The organism is Pseudochelatococcus contaminans (assembly GCF_014195635.1).
GTDB lineage: Bacteria > Pseudomonadota > Alphaproteobacteria > Rhizobiales > Beijerinckiaceae > Pseudochelatococcus > Pseudochelatococcus contaminans.
In genome coordinates this window covers 150,754-164,619 of the sequence record NZ_JACICC010000004.1, presented here as the reverse complement: position 1 = coordinate 164,619, position 13,866 = coordinate 150,754, and the positions used below count along the sequence as shown (strand labels likewise).

16 protein-coding genes and 2 tRNA genes are annotated in these 13,866 nt (G+C 61.3%); 14 read left to right on the top strand and 4 right to left on the bottom strand.

The features are described 5' to 3' along the window. Positions 1 to 104: 104 nt before the first annotated feature. The 8 genes from FHS81_RS09430 (at position 105) to gatB (ending at position 7,897) form a co-directional block, all read left to right on the top strand. Positions 105 to 1,079 (top strand): aspartate carbamoyltransferase catalytic subunit, encoded by a 975-nt coding sequence (locus FHS81_RS09430; RefSeq protein ID WP_183752331.1) that lies wholly within the window; start codon positions 105 to 107, stop codon positions 1,077 to 1,079. Then, entirely contained in the window at positions 1,076 to 2,383 is a 1,308-nt protein-coding gene (locus FHS81_RS09425; RefSeq protein ID WP_183752328.1) for a dihydroorotase, read from the top strand. The genes FHS81_RS09430 and FHS81_RS09425 overlap by 4 nt, the downstream gene beginning before the upstream one ends. Before the next feature lie 12 nt (positions 2,384 to 2,395). Beyond that, on the top strand, positions 2,396 to 3,010 hold the full coding sequence (gene plsY, locus FHS81_RS09420) for a glycerol-3-phosphate 1-O-acyltransferase PlsY (RefSeq protein ID WP_183752326.1): 615 nt from the start codon (positions 2,396 to 2,398) through the stop codon (positions 3,008 to 3,010). A 28-nt stretch (positions 3,011 to 3,038) separates the two neighbouring features. After that, positions 3,039 to 4,259 carry a DNA-processing protein DprA gene (gene dprA / locus FHS81_RS09415; protein WP_183752755.1) on the top strand — a complete coding sequence of 407 codons (1,221 nt, stop codon included), beginning with the start codon at positions 3,039 to 3,041 and terminating at the stop codon, positions 4,257 to 4,259. An 85-nt stretch (positions 4,260 to 4,344) separates the two neighbouring features. Then, positions 4,345 to 4,632, top strand: coding sequence for an Asp-tRNA(Asn)/Glu-tRNA(Gln) amidotransferase subunit GatC (gene gatC, locus FHS81_RS09410; protein ID WP_183752324.1), 288 nt, complete (start codon positions 4,345 to 4,347; stop codon positions 4,630 to 4,632). Then, a complete protein-coding gene (gene gatA, locus FHS81_RS09405) occupies positions 4,632 to 6,110 on the top strand; it encodes an Asp-tRNA(Asn)/Glu-tRNA(Gln) amidotransferase subunit GatA (protein WP_183752322.1) in 1,479 nt (492 codons plus the stop codon). Before gatC ends, gatA begins: the two co-directional genes overlap by 1 nt. A gap of 3 nt (positions 6,111 to 6,113) precedes the next feature. After that, positions 6,114 to 6,425, top strand: coding sequence for a chorismate mutase (locus tag FHS81_RS09400; RefSeq protein WP_183752320.1), 312 nt, complete (start codon positions 6,114 to 6,116; stop codon positions 6,423 to 6,425). Continuing rightward, positions 6,425 to 7,897 (top strand): Asp-tRNA(Asn)/Glu-tRNA(Gln) amidotransferase subunit GatB, encoded by a 1,473-nt coding sequence (gene gatB / locus FHS81_RS09395; protein ID WP_183752318.1) that lies wholly within the window; start codon positions 6,425 to 6,427, stop codon positions 7,895 to 7,897. The genes FHS81_RS09400 and gatB overlap by 1 nt, the downstream gene beginning before the upstream one ends. A gap of 55 nt (positions 7,898 to 7,952) precedes the next feature. On the opposite strand, the gene FHS81_RS09390 is transcribed toward gatB, so the two are convergent. Continuing rightward, the gene (locus FHS81_RS09390; RefSeq protein ID WP_183752316.1) at positions 7,953 to 8,651 is read right to left on the bottom strand and encodes a metal-dependent hydrolase; all 699 of its coding nucleotides are present in this window, start codon (positions 8,649 to 8,651) and stop codon (positions 7,953 to 7,955) included. A gap of 78 nt (positions 8,652 to 8,729) precedes the next feature. On the opposite strand from FHS81_RS09390, the gene ruvX reads away from it, so the two are divergent. The 3 genes from ruvX to FHS81_RS09375 all read left to right on the top strand — a co-directional run bounded on the left by ruvX (position 8,730) and on the right by FHS81_RS09375 (position 10,167). Continuing rightward, entirely contained in the window at positions 8,730 to 9,215 is a 486-nt protein-coding gene (gene ruvX, locus FHS81_RS09385; RefSeq protein ID WP_183752314.1) for a Holliday junction resolvase RuvX, read from the top strand. 67 nt (positions 9,216 to 9,282) lie between these two features. After that, the gene (locus FHS81_RS09380) at positions 9,283 to 9,573 is read left to right on the top strand and encodes a hypothetical protein (RefSeq protein ID WP_183752312.1); all 291 of its coding nucleotides are present in this window, start codon (positions 9,283 to 9,285) and stop codon (positions 9,571 to 9,573) included. Between the two features lie 12 nt (positions 9,574 to 9,585). Further along, positions 9,586 to 10,167: a GNAT family N-acetyltransferase gene (locus FHS81_RS09375; protein WP_183752310.1), complete on the top strand. Its 582-nt coding sequence runs from the start codon at positions 9,586 to 9,588 to the stop codon at positions 10,165 to 10,167. A 42-nt stretch (positions 10,168 to 10,209) separates the two neighbouring features. Here FHS81_RS09375 and FHS81_RS09370 read toward each other — a convergent pair. The 3 genes from FHS81_RS09370 to FHS81_RS09360 form a co-directional block, all read right to left on the bottom strand. Further along, a tRNA-Arg gene (locus FHS81_RS09370) sits at positions 10,210 to 10,286 on the bottom strand. A 56-nt stretch (positions 10,287 to 10,342) separates the two neighbouring features. Further along, positions 10,343 to 10,651 (bottom strand): ETC complex I subunit, encoded by a 309-nt coding sequence (locus FHS81_RS09365; RefSeq protein WP_183752308.1) that lies wholly within the window; start codon positions 10,649 to 10,651, stop codon positions 10,343 to 10,345. 85 nt (positions 10,652 to 10,736) lie between these two features. Next, a tRNA-Pro gene (locus FHS81_RS09360) sits at positions 10,737 to 10,813 on the bottom strand. A 195-nt stretch (positions 10,814 to 11,008) separates the two neighbouring features. Here FHS81_RS09360 and FHS81_RS09355 point away from each other — a divergent pair. Genes FHS81_RS09355 through FHS81_RS09345 form a run of 3 tightly spaced genes read left to right on the top strand, consistent with a single transcriptional unit; the run spans position 11,009 to position 13,865 of the window. Continuing rightward, positions 11,009 to 12,742 (top strand): ArnT family glycosyltransferase, encoded by a 1,734-nt coding sequence (locus FHS81_RS09355; RefSeq protein ID WP_183752306.1) that lies wholly within the window; start codon positions 11,009 to 11,011, stop codon positions 12,740 to 12,742. After that, positions 12,742 to 13,497 (top strand): glycosyltransferase family 2 protein, encoded by a 756-nt coding sequence (locus tag FHS81_RS09350; protein WP_183752304.1) that lies wholly within the window; start codon positions 12,742 to 12,744, stop codon positions 13,495 to 13,497. The genes FHS81_RS09355 and FHS81_RS09350 overlap by 1 nt, the downstream gene beginning before the upstream one ends. Further along, entirely contained in the window at positions 13,497 to 13,865 is a 369-nt protein-coding gene (locus FHS81_RS09345; RefSeq protein ID WP_183752302.1) for a lipid-A-disaccharide synthase N-terminal domain-containing protein, read from the top strand. Before FHS81_RS09350 ends, FHS81_RS09345 begins: the two co-directional genes overlap by 1 nt. Position 13,866: the final 1 nt, after the last annotated feature.

The window sequence follows — 13,866 nt, the reverse complement described above, 5'->3', positions numbered from 1 at the left end:
TAAGCGTGGGCGGATCATCCCCCAAAAAATGCACGGTCAGGGCTGCGCTGCCCCGCCGGGCGATTTCCAAGTGCGGCAGAATCCTCTATAGGGGTGCTTTCAGAATGAGCGATCAACACACCCCCCTGTTTCCTCACCGGCATCTGCTCGGGATAGAGGGTCTCTCGCGCCCGGATATTGAGGCGCTGCTTGAGCTTGCCGACAAGGCCGTCGAGGTCAGCCGTCAGGTGGAAAAGAAGCGCGCGACCCTGCGAGGCCGCACGCAGATCAATCTGTTTTTCGAGCCGTCCACCCGTACCCAGTCGTCGTTCGAACTGGCGGGCAAGCGGCTTGGCGCTGACGTTATGAACATGTCGGTGTCGTCCTCGTCCGTGAAAAAGGGCGAGACGCTGATCGACACGGCCATGACGCTCAATGCCATGCATCCGGACATTATCGTCGTCCGCCACCATGCTGCGGGGGCGGTGCATCTGCTGGCGCGCAAGGTGGATTGCTCGGTCATCAACGCCGGTGACGGCGCGCACGAGCACCCTACGCAGGCGCTGCTGGATGCGCTCACCATCCGCCGCAACAAGGGGCGGATCGAGGGGCTGACGGTCGCTATCTGCGGCGACGTGCTGCATTCGCGCGTGGCGCGCTCCAACATCATCCTGTTGCAGGCTTTGGGTGCGCGGGTGCGTTGCGTTGGGCCATCCACGTTGCTGCCGGCGGGCATCGACCAGTTCGGCGTCGAGACCTTTACCGACATGAGGAAAGGCCTGGAAGACGCTGATATCGTTATGATGTTGCGGCTTCAGCGCGAGCGCATGAACGGTTCTTTCGTGCCATCTGTGAAAGAATATTTCCGCTTCTACGGCCTGGATGAAGAAAAGCTCGGCTTTGCAAAGCCCGATGCGCTCGTCATGCATCCCGGCCCGATGAACCGGGGCGTCGAGATATCGTCGTCGGTCGCGGATGGCGCGCAGTCGCTCATCCGGGAGCAGGTGGAAATGGGCGTGGCCGTGCGCATGGCCGTACTCGAAGCTCTGGCCCAGCACCTGCCGGAAGCGCAGCATTCACCGAATCGGGGGTCGAAATGAGCGCCTTTTCACCTCCACATCTGTTTCATAATGCCCGTATCGTCGACCCTGCCACGGGGCGGGATGGGCGTGGCGGCGTGCTGGTGCGTGCGGGCATTATTGTCGATGTCGGGCCGCATCTCGTGAGCGGCAGCGGGCCCGAGGGCGCGCAGGAAACCGACTGTGGCGGCAGCGTGCTTGCGCCGGGCCTCGTGGATCTGCGCGCCTTTGTCGGCGAGCCGGGAGCCGAGCATCGCGAGACGCTGAAAACCGCGAGCGAGGCCGCAGCGGCCGGCGGCGTCACCACCATCGTCTGCATGCCGGAAACCAATCCGCCGATCGATGAACCTGCCATCGTCGATTTCGTGCTGCGCCGCGCGCGCGATACGGCTATCGTCCATGTCCACCCCGCCGCCGCGCTGACCAAGCAACTGAACGGGCGCGAGCTGACGGAGATCGGCCTGTTGCGTGAGGCCGGAGCGGTGGCCTTCACCGACGGCACGCGGTCTGTGACGAATGCACAGGTGCTGCGCCGCGCGATGACCTATGCGCGCGATTTCGATGCGCTGGTCATCAACCACGTCGAAGATCCGGACCTTGTCGGGCAAGGCGTGATGAACGAGGGCGCACGCGCCAGCCTTCTGGGCCTGCACGGCATTCCGCGTGAAGCCGAAACCATCATGCTGGAGCGCGACATCCGTCTCGCCCGGCTGACGGGCGCGCGTTATCACGCCGCGCTGATTTCTTGCGCGGACTCGGTTGAGATCGTCCGCAATGCCAAGAACAGCGGCCTGCCGGTGACGTGCGGCGTGTCGATCAACAATCTGACCCTGAACGAACTTGATATCGGCGACTATCGCACCTTCCTGCGCCTGTCGCCGCCGCTGCGCGACGAGGTCGACCGGCAGGCCGTGATCGCGGCGCTGGCCGAGGGTGTGATCGATGTCATCGTTTCAGATCACAACCCGCAGGATGTCGAGACGAAACGCCAGCCATTCGCCGAGGCCGAAAACGGCGCGCTTGGGCTTGAGACCATGCTGTCCGCGGGCCTCCGCCTTGTGCAGACCGGGCAGCTCACCCTGTCGCGTCTTTTGGCGGCGCTGTCGCATAATCCGGCATCGCTTATCGGCCAGCCGGGCGGTGCGCTGGCGGCGGGCAAGCCCGCTGATCTCATCCTGCTCGATATCGACTATCCCTATATCGTCGACAAGATGAAGCTGCACTCCAAGAGCAAGAACTCGCCTTTCGACGAGGCGCGTCTCACCGGCAAGGTCCTGAAGACCTACATCGCCGGACGCCTCATCTACGAATACGACGAGCAGTAGGACGGAACGCCCATGGCAGAGCTGCTGGCAATCTTCTGGCCGCAAGGTGTTGTGGCGCTGCTCATCGGCTACCTGTTCGGGTCGATTCCCTTCGGCCTGTTGCTGACGCGCTTTGCCGGCCTTGGAGACATCCGCTCCATCGGCTCTGGCAACATCGGCGCTACCAACGTGCTGCGCACCGGCAACAAGGCGCTGGCTGCATCGACGCTGCTGGGCGATATGCTGAAGGGAGCCGTCGCCGTTTTGGTTGCTGAGGTTTATCTGGGCGTCGATGCCTCGATTTATGCGGCGCTTGGCGCGTTCGTCGGGCATGTCTTTCCGGTGTGGTTGCGCTTCCGGGGCGGCAAGGGCGTCGCGACCTATATCGGCTGTCTGGTCGCGCTTGCGCCTGTCGCAGCACTGTTTTTCGCGGTGATCTGGGGAATGACGGCCATTCTCTATCGCTATTCGTCCGCCGCGGCACTGGCGGCGAGCGCGGCCACACCGATTGTGCTGTGGGAAATAGGCCAGCACAAGGTTGCGCTGCTCTATTGCATTCTGAGCGCGATCCTGTGGTACCGGCACAGCGAGAATATCCGCCGTCTTGCCAATCGCACCGAGCCGCGCATCGGCCAGAAGAAACAGTAACGGAAAGCAAATCAGCATGACGCAGGGTGTGCGGCTCGACGACGAGCAGCGGTTGAACTGGCTGCGCCTGATCCGCTCCGATAACGTCGGCCCGCGCACTTTCCGCACGCTGATCGCCCGTTTTGGCAGTGCGTCCGCCGCATTGGCGGCATTGCCGGAGATGGCGCGCAAAAGCGGCCGCACCATCCGCATTGCCTCAGTCGACGACGCGGAGCGTGAACTGGCGGCGGCAAAACGCCTTGGCGTGTCGTTCATCGCGCTCGGTGAGCCGGATTATCCGGTGGCGCTGCGGGCGGTCGATTCAGCGCCGCCCATCATTGCCGTCCGCGGGGACGTTACGGCGTTGGCGCAGCCCATGGTGGCGGTCGTTGGCTCGCGCAATGCCTCCGCGAATGGCCTCACCTTCACCGAGCGGCTGGCGCGCGGGCTGGGCGAGGCCGGTTTCGTGGTTGTCTCTGGTCTGGCGCGCGGCATCGACACGCGTGCGCATGCTGCAAGTCTCGCCACCGGCACCATCGCGGTGCTCGCTGGCGGACACGACAGGATTTATCCTCCGGAAAATGAGCCGCTGTTGATGCAGATCGTCCGGCAGGGCGCGGCGGTGTGCGAAATGCCGATGGGCTGGACAGCACGCGGGCGTGATTTTCCGCGCCGCAACCGGGTGGTGTCGGGGCTTGCGCTGGGCACTGTCGTCGTGGAGGCGGCGCTTAAATCGGGCTCGCTCATTACCGCGCGTTTCGCCATGGAGCAGGGCCGGGAGGTTTTCGCCGTTCCAGGATCGCCTCTGGACCCGCGCGCGCAAGGGCCTAACGATCTCATCCGCCAAGGCGCGACATTGTGCGGCACTGTGGACGATGTCGTGTCCGCGCTCGCGCCGCTAATTGATGCCGGCCCAGCACAAAAATCGCTGTTCGATGCAGGCGACGCCGACAATGTGGGCGAGCCGCTATGGGACGAATTCGACTGGCCGGAGATCGAGCCGCCGCCTGTCGCCCATCGCTTGGCCTATGACTCAGGCTTCGACGACGGTGGCAGCGTGCGGGACGAGCGTGGGCTTTTCCCGGCGCAGATGGAGGACGCCGCGACGCTCGTCACGGGCCTGCTCGGGGCATCTCCGGTGGATATCGACGAGCTGGTGCGAGGGTCCGGTCTTCCGGTGCGATTCGTTCAGATGGCGTTGCTTGACCTTGAGCTGGCGGGCCGAATTGCCCGGCATCCAGGCAATCGCGTATCTTTGCTGGCGCAATGACGCCTTCTTGGCCTTGCGACGGCGATTGCCGGGATGCTATAGCGCCGGTGGTAAGACGCAGCCTGAATGAAAGTGACCGGATTCCATGGCCGTTGACGAAAAAACCGTCCGCCGAATCGCGCATCTCGCGCGCATCAGGGTGACCGACGAAGAAGTCCCGCACCTGCGCAACGAACTGAACGCCATCCTCGATTTCGTCGCCCAGCTCGATGAGGTGGATGTGAGCGCCGTCGAGCCGATGACCTCGGTGCTGCCCATGGAGCTGCGCCAGCGTGAGGATGTCGTGACGGACGGTGGCTATGCCGAGCGGATCGTGGCCAATGCGCCGCAGTCCGACGACAATTATTTCGTGGTTCCGAAGGTGGTTGAATAATGACGGATCTGACCCGGATCACCGTTGCGCAGGCGCGCGACGGCCTCAAGGCACGCACCTTTTCCGCCACGGAGCTGACGCAGGCGCATCTTGACGCCATCGAGGCGGCTAAATCCCTCAACGCTTATGTGCTGGTGACGCCGGAAAAGGCGCTTGAAGGCGCGAAAGCCGCTGACGCCCGCCTCGCGGCTGGAGAGGCCGGTCCACTTGAAGGCATTCCGATCGGCGTCAAGGATCTTTTCGCCACCGAGGGCGTGCGAACCACGGCATGCTCGCGCATTCTGGAAAACTTCGTCCCGTCCTACGAATCGACCGTCACTGCAAATCTGTGGCGCGATGGTGCGGTGCATCTGGGCAAGCTCAATAACGATGAGTTCGCCATGGGATCGGCAAACGAGACATCCTGCTTCGGTCCGTCCGTCAATCCGTGGCGGCGCACGGGGTCCGAGGTGCCGCTGACATCCGGCGGCTCGTCCGGCGGCTCGTCCGCTGCTGTGGCCGCAGGCCTGTGCCTTGGCGCAACCGCAACCGACACCGGCGGCTCCATCCGTCAACCGGCGGCATTCACCGGCACTGTCGGCATCAAGCCCACCTATGGCCGCTGCTCGCGCTGGGGCACGGTGGCTTTCGCATCCTCACTCGATCAGGCCGGCGTGATCACGCGCACGGTGCGCGACTCGGCCATCCTGCTGCGCTCCATTGCAGGGTTCGATCCGAAGGATTCGACCTCGGCGGATCGTCCGGTGCCGGATTACGAAGCCGCCATCGGCCGTTCGGTGAAGGGGCTGAAAATCGGCATTCCGAAGGAATACCGCGTCGAGGGTCTTTCCCCGGAAATAGACGCTCTCTGGCAGCGCGGGGCCGACTGGCTGCGCGATGCGGGCGCGGAGGTGGTCGAGGTGTCGTTGCCGCACACGTCCTACGCGCTGGCGGTTTACTACATCGTCGCCCCGGCCGAGGCGTCCTCCAATCTCGCACGTTATGACGGTGTGCGGTATGGCGTCCGCGTGCCGGGCAAGGACATCGCCGAGCTGTATGAAAACACGCGCGCTGCCGGTTTCGGTCGCGAGGTAAAGCGGCGTATCCTGATTGGCACCTATGTGCTGTCGGCGGGTTATTACGATGCCTATTACGTCAAGGCGCAGAAGATCCGCACGCTGATCCGGCAGGATTTCGAGAATGTCTACGCCTCGGGCGTGGACGCGATCCTGACGCCGGCGACACCGACTCCGGCTTTTGGCATCGGCGAGAAGGCCAACGCTTCGCCGGTGGAGATGTATCTCAACGACGTGTTCACCGTCACCGTCAACATGGCCGGTCTGCCCGGACTTGCGGTCCCCGCGGGACTTGGGGCAGAGGGGCTGCCGCTTGGCCTGCAGCTCATTGGCCGGCCGTTCGACGAGGAAACGCTGTTTGCGCTTGGCGAGGCCATCGAACAGGCGGCGGGGCGTCTCGATGCGCCGCGCTGGTGGAGCTGAACCGTGACTGACGACCGCCAGCGCGTGCTCGCAGATTGCAGGGTCGAGATCGACGCGATCGATGCGAAAATCGTCGACCTTCTGGTGCAGCGCATGGCGGTTGTCGAACGGGTTATTGGCATCAAGCACGCGCACGGCCTGCCGGCCTTGATACCGGAGCGCGTCGAGGAAGTGGCCGGCAATGTCCGCAGCCAGGCCGAAGCGGCGGGCATCCCGCCCGATTTTGCGGAAACCGTGTGGCGGGCGATGATGGACTGGGTAATTACCTATGAGGATCAGCGGTTGAACGCTGTCCCGCATGACGGAGAAGCATGATGAACGCGCCAGCGGCCACGCAGAATCTCATCAAGGGCGCGACCGGCGATTGGGAAATCGTCATCGGCATGGAAATCCACGCGCAGGTGTCCTCGCAATCGAAGCTGTTTTCGGGGGCCTCGACGGCCTTCGGCGGTGCTCCAAACGACCACGTATCGCTGGTTGATGCGGCCTTTCCGGGCATGCTGCCGGTCATCAATGCCGAATGCGTCGCTCAGGCGGTGCGCACCGGGCTGGGGCTGAAAGCGCAGATCAACCTGAAATCGGTGTTTGATCGCAAAAACTATTTTTATCCCGATTTGCCGCAGGGCTACCAGATCAGCCAGTTCAAGCATCCGATCGTGGGCGAGGGCGAGGTTATCGTCGACCTGCTCGATGGACGTCGCATCGTTGTGGGCATCGAGCGGCTGCATCTGGAGCAGGATGCCGGAAAATCGGTTCACGATCTCAGCCCCGGTGAGAGCTATGTGGACCTGAACCGTTCCGGCGTTGCGCTGATGGAGATCGTGTCGCGTCCCGACCTGCGCTCTTCAGAAGAAGCCAAGGCTTACGTTACCAAGTTGCGCACCATTTTGCGCTATCTTGGCACCTGCGATGGCGACATGGACAAGGGCAACCTGCGGGCGGACGTCAACGTCTCGGTGCGCCGTCCCGGCGAGCCGCTCGGCACGCGCTGCGAGATCAAGAACGTCAACTCCATCCGCTTTATCGGGCAGGCCATCGAATACGAGGCACGGCGCCAGATCGGCATTCTGGAAGATGGCGGCGCCATCGATCAGGAAACGCGCCTATACGATGCCGGCAAAAACGAAACGCGGTCCATGCGCTCCAAGGAAGAAGCGCATGACTACCGCTACTTCCCCGATCCGGACCTTCTGCCGCTCACCTTCGATCAGGCATTTGTGGACGGCCTTGCGGCGGAATTGCCGGAGTTGCCGGACGCCAAGAAGGAACGGTTCATCACGCAATACGGCCTCTCCGCCTACGACGCGGATGTGCTGGTGGCCGAGCGGGATACTGCCGACTTCTTCGAGGAGGTGGCGCGCGGCCGCGATGGCAAGGCCGCTGCAAACTGGGTCATCAACGAGCTGTTCGGCCGCCTCAACAAGGAAGGCCACACTGTGTCCACGTCGCCCGTCTCGGCGGCGCAGCTTGGCGGCATCATCGACCTGATCGGCGAGAAAGTGATTTCGGGTAAGATCGCCAAGGATCTGTTTGAAATCGTCTGGTCCGAGGGCGGCGATCCGCGTGTGCTCGTTGAGGAGCGCGGCCTGAAGCAGGTGACGGATACGGGTGCCATCGAAGCTGCGGTCGACGCTATCATCGCGGGCAACCCCGACAAGGTGGAACAGGTGAAGCTGAAGCCCACTTTGCTCGGATGGTTCGTTGGGCAGGTGATGAAATCTACCGGCGGCAAAGCCAATCCGCAGGCCGTCAATGACGTGCTAAAAGCAAAACTCGGGATTGAATAGCCCGGAATGCAAAAGGGCCGGTCTTCCGGCCCTTTTTCGTTTTTAGGCGATTATTCTACAGCGCGACGGCATCGTTCTTCGCCGGTACGATTACCTGTGTGCGCTCGCCGTCCAGCGCTGCGACGAATTGATCCGCGTTGGGGGCTAGCAGCGGGAAAGTCGCGTAGTGAATCGGAACCACGCGTTCGGTCTTCAGGAAACGCCGTACCGCCAAGGCTGCTGTGTCCGCGCCCATGGTAAAGCGGTCGCCAATTGGCACGAAGGCGATATCGGGCTTGTGGATTTCCGCGATCAGGGCAAGGTCGCTGAAAATATCGGTGTCGCCCAGATGGTACACTGTCGGCTCACCTTCGGCTTTCACGATGATGCCGTTCGCGTTACCCAGTGCCTGGCTGACGCCGTTCTCGATCGTGGCGGCTGAATGATCGGCGCGCACAAGCGTCACCGAAAATCCGCCGGCATCGATGCTGCCGCCCGTGTTCATCGGCTCAAGCCGCTCGACTCCCTTCGATCCGAACCAGGTGGCAAGATCGGCATTGGTCGCAACCGTTGCGCCGGTTTCCTTCGCAATTTCGACGGTATCGCCATAATGATCGCTATGACCGTGGGTGACGAGGATGTGTGTCACGCCGCGCACGGCCTCTTGCCGATTGCCCGTGAACGCGGGGTTGCCGGTCAGATATGGGTCGATCAACACGACCTTGTCGCCGAAGTCGAGCCGGAACGCGGAGTGGCCAAACCAGGTGATTTTCATTGCGATGTTTCTCCGGAGTGATCAGTCGGATGACGGGCAGGGCCTTCCATGATAGGTGAAGCCCATTAGGTGAGGCCCATGACGAATATCGTAACACTTGAAACGCTTAAAACGCTTCCCGCTCGCCAACGGCTGATGGGGCTCGATCTCGGCACGAAGACCATCGGTCTTGCATTATCCGATATCGAGCGGCGAATCGCGACCGCCCTTGAAACGATACGGCGGACGAAGTTCACCACCGATGCTACCCGCATTCTCGAACTTGTAAAACAGCACGACGTGGGTGCCTTCGTTATCGGCTTACCGCTGAATATGGACGGCACGGAAGGGCCGCGCGTGCAGGCCACGCGGGCCTTCATTCGCAATATGGAAAAACTCACGCCCTTGCCGTTCGTCTTGTGGGATGAACGGCTGACCACCGTTGCCGTTACGCGGACTCTGCTCGAAGCCGATGCATCGCGGGCGCGGCGGGGTGAGTTGGTGGACAAGTTGGCGGCTGCCTACATCCTGCAGGGTGTGCTGGATCGTTTGACGTATATCGACGCAGAAAGTAGTTCCCACTGAAAATAATTACCCACGACATCACGTAAAACGCGAAAAATGCACCAGTTACAACTTGTACGCGTGTGAAGTGACGAGTACACTGGTCATATCGTCAAACAATATTGATCAGTCGGCTTTTATGTCGTTTTCTGGCGGAACTCGCGGGACCAACAAAAATGGATTGCCCGCCAGCGGGCATCAAGGACACTCCGCACGTGTCGAGCTTGATCTTTCTCGCGAAGAACTGGCCGCCTACGCTGCCGATGTCGCCGAGCAGCTTGCTCTTCTTGCTCGCATCCACAAGCTGGACACCATGGCTTGCCTGCTCGATATGGTGCGGCTGGAAGCGTCACTTGCCAAAGACAACGAGGATTGCTGACATAAGCCGCTTGTGGCCGTGGGGCATATTCCCAACGGCGTTGCGCAGTGCGCACCGGCATTGCTGATGCCCGCCTATAAAATAAGCGGGCGACGACAGCCAGCCGAAGAGAGCCATATGAAAATGCCTCTACACATCCGGCCCTTGGCACGTGACGATTATCGCGCGGTTGGGCGCATCTTTTTTTATGCCATTCATGAAGGAACGAAGGGCATCTATAGCGATCAGCAGCGCCGCGCGTGGGGCAGTGAAGCGATTGAGCTTGATCGCTGGAAAGCACGACTGGACCATCTAAATGGTTTCATCGCTGAGATAAATCACGAGCCAGTGGGATTTTTCACCATTGATCGGGAAGGTTATCTCGACCTGGCGTTCGTTTTACCATCAGTTGCCAGAATGGGTGTTGGGCAAGCGCTTCTGAAAAATGTGGAGCAATGGGCCAAGGATAACGGTGCGACGCAGCTAACAACCGATGCCAGTTTGGTTGCATGGCCATTTTTTCTGAAAAATGGCTGGCACGTAACGAACGAAGAGCATGTGGAACGGAATGGCGTGACCCTGACGCGCTACAAGATGCAGAAGAGCGTTCGTTAGCGCTCAACATCAACCGGCTGCAAAAGACGGGACGCGGAAAGATGGTGACCCCGGCGTGACTCGAACACGCAACCACTCGCTTAGAAGGCGAGTGCTCTATCCAGTTGAGCTACGGGGCCGACCATGAGCCAAGCCGACACCTGTTCAAAGCGACCGGCTGCTCATATGGCGTCGGTCAGTGCGTCCACGCACCGACGCGGTTGAACTTGAAATTGTCGGAATAGGCTATCAAACGCCGTGTCGCCTTGTGGGGCTCTTCAACGCGGAAGGGAATTCCTTCGCGGGTGGCGTATTCAATAGCCTCTTCGCAGGTGTCGAACCACAGACGAAGTTGCTGACGCGTATCGGCAGAACTGGTCCAGCCCATCAGTGGGTCGATTTGCCGTGCGGAAGCAGATTCGAATTTCAACAGCCAGCGCCTCGGGGCTGTGCCGGATTGCATGGCGTTGCGTGCCGGCTTGTAGATGCGTGCGATCGCTACCATCGTCCTGATACCCAAACACCGGTTGAAACCGCGCGGGCGTGAAAACGAAACTGCCCACGTATTCCGTCACTATAATATAAACGAGTGGTCGGGGCAGCAGGATTCGAACCCGCGACCCTCTGCTCCCAAAGCAGATGCGCTACCAGACTGCGCTATGCCCCGCACCGGCGTTCATACATCTCCTTCTCCTAGTAGCTTGTTGCGCAGGATGCAAGCCGCGATCTGACCGATCATCAAAATTTGCATTCCCGCCTGTGGGGTTTTCCTCTGTCCATTGTGGATTGGGGGCGCTTGTTGAATTTGCATCCTTGCGGGGATGGGTTAAGAGAACCGATGACATTCGGAACGCCTTGACGCATGACATCTTCAGCCACTTCGCCATCGGCCCCGCCAGAGTGGGGAACGCGCCTGCTGGCCATTGTAACGCGTAGCCACACACGCGCTCTCGCGCTGTTGGCTGCACTGGCGTTGCTGGCCTTTGTGCCGGGGATCGCCTCGCTTCAGCCGTTTGACCGCGACGAGCCGCGTTTCGCACAGGCATCGAAGCAAATGCTGGAAAGCGGCGATTTCATCGACATTCGCTTCCAGGATGAAGGGCGGCACAAGAAGCCTGTCGGCATCTATTGGCTTCAGACGACCATCGTTTCGGCGGCAGAGCATCTGGGTGTGGATAACGCCCGGGCACAGATCGGACTCTACAGGCTGCCGTCGTTATTCGGCGCAATTGCGGTGGTCCTGGCAACCTACTGGGCCGGATTGGTGATTCTCGCTGGCAACGGCAGCGAAATGGCGCGGCGCGGGGCCTTCTTGGCCGGTGCTTTCATGGCCGCATCCATCTTGCTTGGTGTCGAGGCCCGTCTTGCAAAAACAGATGCCGTGCTGACCGCGACCTGCGTCGTGGCCATGGCCGTGCTGGCGCGTGCCTATCTTGATCGAGACCGGCCGCTTTCTCCGTGGCTCATTGGTGTTTTCTGGGTTGCTGTCGGCCTGTCGGTGCTGGTCAAAGGGCCGCTTTTGCCATTGTTCGCCGGGCTTACGATTCTTGTGCTGGCGATTCGCGATCGCTCCATCCGCTGGCTCGGTGTGCTGCGGCCGTGGTGGGGGCTGTTGATCGTGGCGATCATGGTGCTGCCGTGGTTTATCGCCATCTGGATCAAGACCGGCGGCGCGTTCTTCGAGGAATCGGTCGGCAAGGACATGCTGGCCAAGGCACGTAGCGGGCAGGAAAAACATTGGGGCCCGCCGGGAGCTTACCTGCTGGCGTTCTTTGGCACGTTCTGGCCAGCGGCGATCCTGACGGCGATTGGCGTTCCCGCTTTCTGGCGGGAGCGACGGGTTGCGTGGGTGGCGTTCTGCCTCGCGTGGGTCGTGCCGGCATGGCTGTTGTTCGAGGCGTTGCCGACGAAGCTGCCGCATTACGTTTTGCCGCTTTATCCAGCCATTGCGATTCTCACGGCCTGGGCGCTGTTGAACGGCGATATTCACCGCAACCGCCCGCTGGCGCGGATCGCGACGATCCTGATTCCGCTGGTGCCAGCTGCCATCGCGGTGGGGCTTAGCGTCTTTGCTTACACAGAAGATGGCGTGCTGCTTTATCCTGCCATACCCGTATTTTTGCTTGCCGTTGGCATCGCCGTCTGGAGCTGGCTGTCCTTCCTCAAGGACAAGGTCGTTTCGTCTGCGTTTCTCGGCGTTGCCGCCTCTATCGTGCTGTCGGTGTCGGTGTTCGGGATTGCTCACACGCTTATTCCGTCGCTCAGGCTGTCGCCCCGGCTGGCTGATGCGGCTGCCGCGCTGGATTGTGCTGAACCGCGCCTTGCTACCACCCGTTATCGCGAACCGAGCCTGATCTTTCTCACCCGCACAGACCTTGTGTTGACAAACGGTGAGGGCGCGGCGGACTTTCTGGCTGCGGGCCCATGCCGTATGGCTTTCGTCGAGGCTGCGGACGGCGCCGAGTTTCAGGCGCGAGCTGCTGCACTTGGCGTGACTCCGGCATTGGTGACACGCGTTCGGGGCTTCAATATTAACGGTGGCCGCCGGCTCGATATCGGCGTCTACAGAAACATGCCGGCAGCACAGGGGCAGTGATGGAACCGCACCAGACGCAGGATACCGCACCGCTTCGCCTCAGCGTGGTGGTGCCGGTGAAGAACGAGGTCGCGAACATTGCGCCGTTGGTGGCGGAAATCGACGCTGCTTGCGGCCCGGTCGCGCCGTTCGAGATCATCTACGTGAACGATGGTTCGGATGACGGCACCGCGGCGGAGCTGGCCAGATTGCAGGCGGAACTTCCCCATTTGCGTGTGCTGCATCATGACCGCTCCTGCGGGCAGAGTATCGCCGTGCGTTCTGGCGTTATTGCGGCCCGCGCGCCTGTTGTCGCGACGCTCGATGGCGATGGCCAGAACGATCCCGCCTTCATACCCGAAATGCTGCGCACGCTGGACAATGGCCCTGATGATTCCGGGCTGGTGCAAGGTCAGCGGCTGGGCCGGAAGGATACCGGCTTCAAGCGCACGCAATCGCGGATTGCCAACCGTGTGCGGCGTGCCATTCTGCGCGACGACACCCGTGATACTGGCTGCGGACTGAAGGTGTTCTACCGGCACGTTTATTTGTCTCTGCCGTTTTTCAGGGCCCTGCATCGCTTCATGCCGGCGCTGGTGACGCGTGAAGGCTATCGCGTGCTGCTCGTCGATGTCGTCGACAGGCCACGTCTCACCGGCGTCTCTAATTATGGGTTCTTCGATCGGTTGTGGGTCGGGATTCTCGATCTTGTCGGCGTGCGCTGGCTCATTGCCCGCCGCGGCGAGCGGCCTGTCGTGACCGAGGATAAACGCTGATGTTGATTACCCTGTCGCAGCACGTCGGCGGTTATCTGTACGAGGTTTTCGTCGAGAAGTTCAGCATATGGCTGGCGCTTGGGCTGTTCGGGCAGGCGCTGTTCTCGGCGCGTTTTCTGGTGCAATGGATCGCCAGTGAGCGGGCTGGCCGCAGCGTTGTGCCGGTTGCATTCTGGTTCTTTTCCATTGGCGGCGGCTTGATCACGTTGATTTACGGCTTGCGTCAGCGCGAGCCGATCATCATCCTTGGCCAGTCGTTGAGCTTGTTCATCTACGCTCGCAACCTGATGCTGATCCAAAAGGAGCGTCGTCGCAAAGCCAAAGAAAAGGCCAAAGAGGCGCTCTCCGATCCCAATGCCGGAAACTGAC

Excerpts from the sequence above, each read along its gene's own strand:
- gatC (WP_183752324.1), top strand. The coding sequence starts at position 4,345 with ATGGCCGTTGACGAAAAAACCGTCCGCCGAATCGCGCATCTCGCGCGC.
- FHS81_RS09425 (WP_183752328.1), top strand. The coding sequence starts at position 1,076 with ATGAGCGCCTTTTCACCTCCACATCTGTTTCATAATGCCCGTATCGTC.
- plsY (WP_183752326.1), top strand. The coding sequence starts at position 2,396 with ATGGCAGAGCTGCTGGCAATCTTCTGGCCGCAAGGTGTTGTGGCGCTG.
- gatB (WP_183752318.1), top strand. The coding sequence starts at position 6,425 with ATGAACGCGCCAGCGGCCACGCAGAATCTCATCAAGGGCGCGACCGGC.
- FHS81_RS09355 (WP_183752306.1), top strand. The coding sequence starts at position 11,009 with ATGACATCTTCAGCCACTTCGCCATCGGCCCCGCCAGAGTGGGGAACG.
- FHS81_RS09365 (WP_183752308.1), bottom strand. The coding sequence starts at position 10,651 with ATGGTAGCGATCGCACGCATCTACAAGCCGGCACGCAACGCCATGCAA.
- FHS81_RS09430 (WP_183752331.1), top strand. The coding sequence starts at position 105 with ATGAGCGATCAACACACCCCCCTGTTTCCTCACCGGCATCTGCTCGGG.
- gatA (WP_183752322.1), top strand. The coding sequence starts at position 4,632 with ATGACGGATCTGACCCGGATCACCGTTGCGCAGGCGCGCGACGGCCTC.
- ruvX (WP_183752314.1), top strand. The coding sequence starts at position 8,730 with ATGACGAATATCGTAACACTTGAAACGCTTAAAACGCTTCCCGCTCGC.
- FHS81_RS09350 (WP_183752304.1), top strand. The coding sequence starts at position 12,742 with ATGGAACCGCACCAGACGCAGGATACCGCACCGCTTCGCCTCAGCGTG.
- FHS81_RS09390 (WP_183752316.1), bottom strand. The coding sequence starts at position 8,651 with ATGAAAATCACCTGGTTTGGCCACTCCGCGTTCCGGCTCGACTTCGGC.
- FHS81_RS09345 (WP_183752302.1), top strand. The coding sequence starts at position 13,497 with ATGTTGATTACCCTGTCGCAGCACGTCGGCGGTTATCTGTACGAGGTT.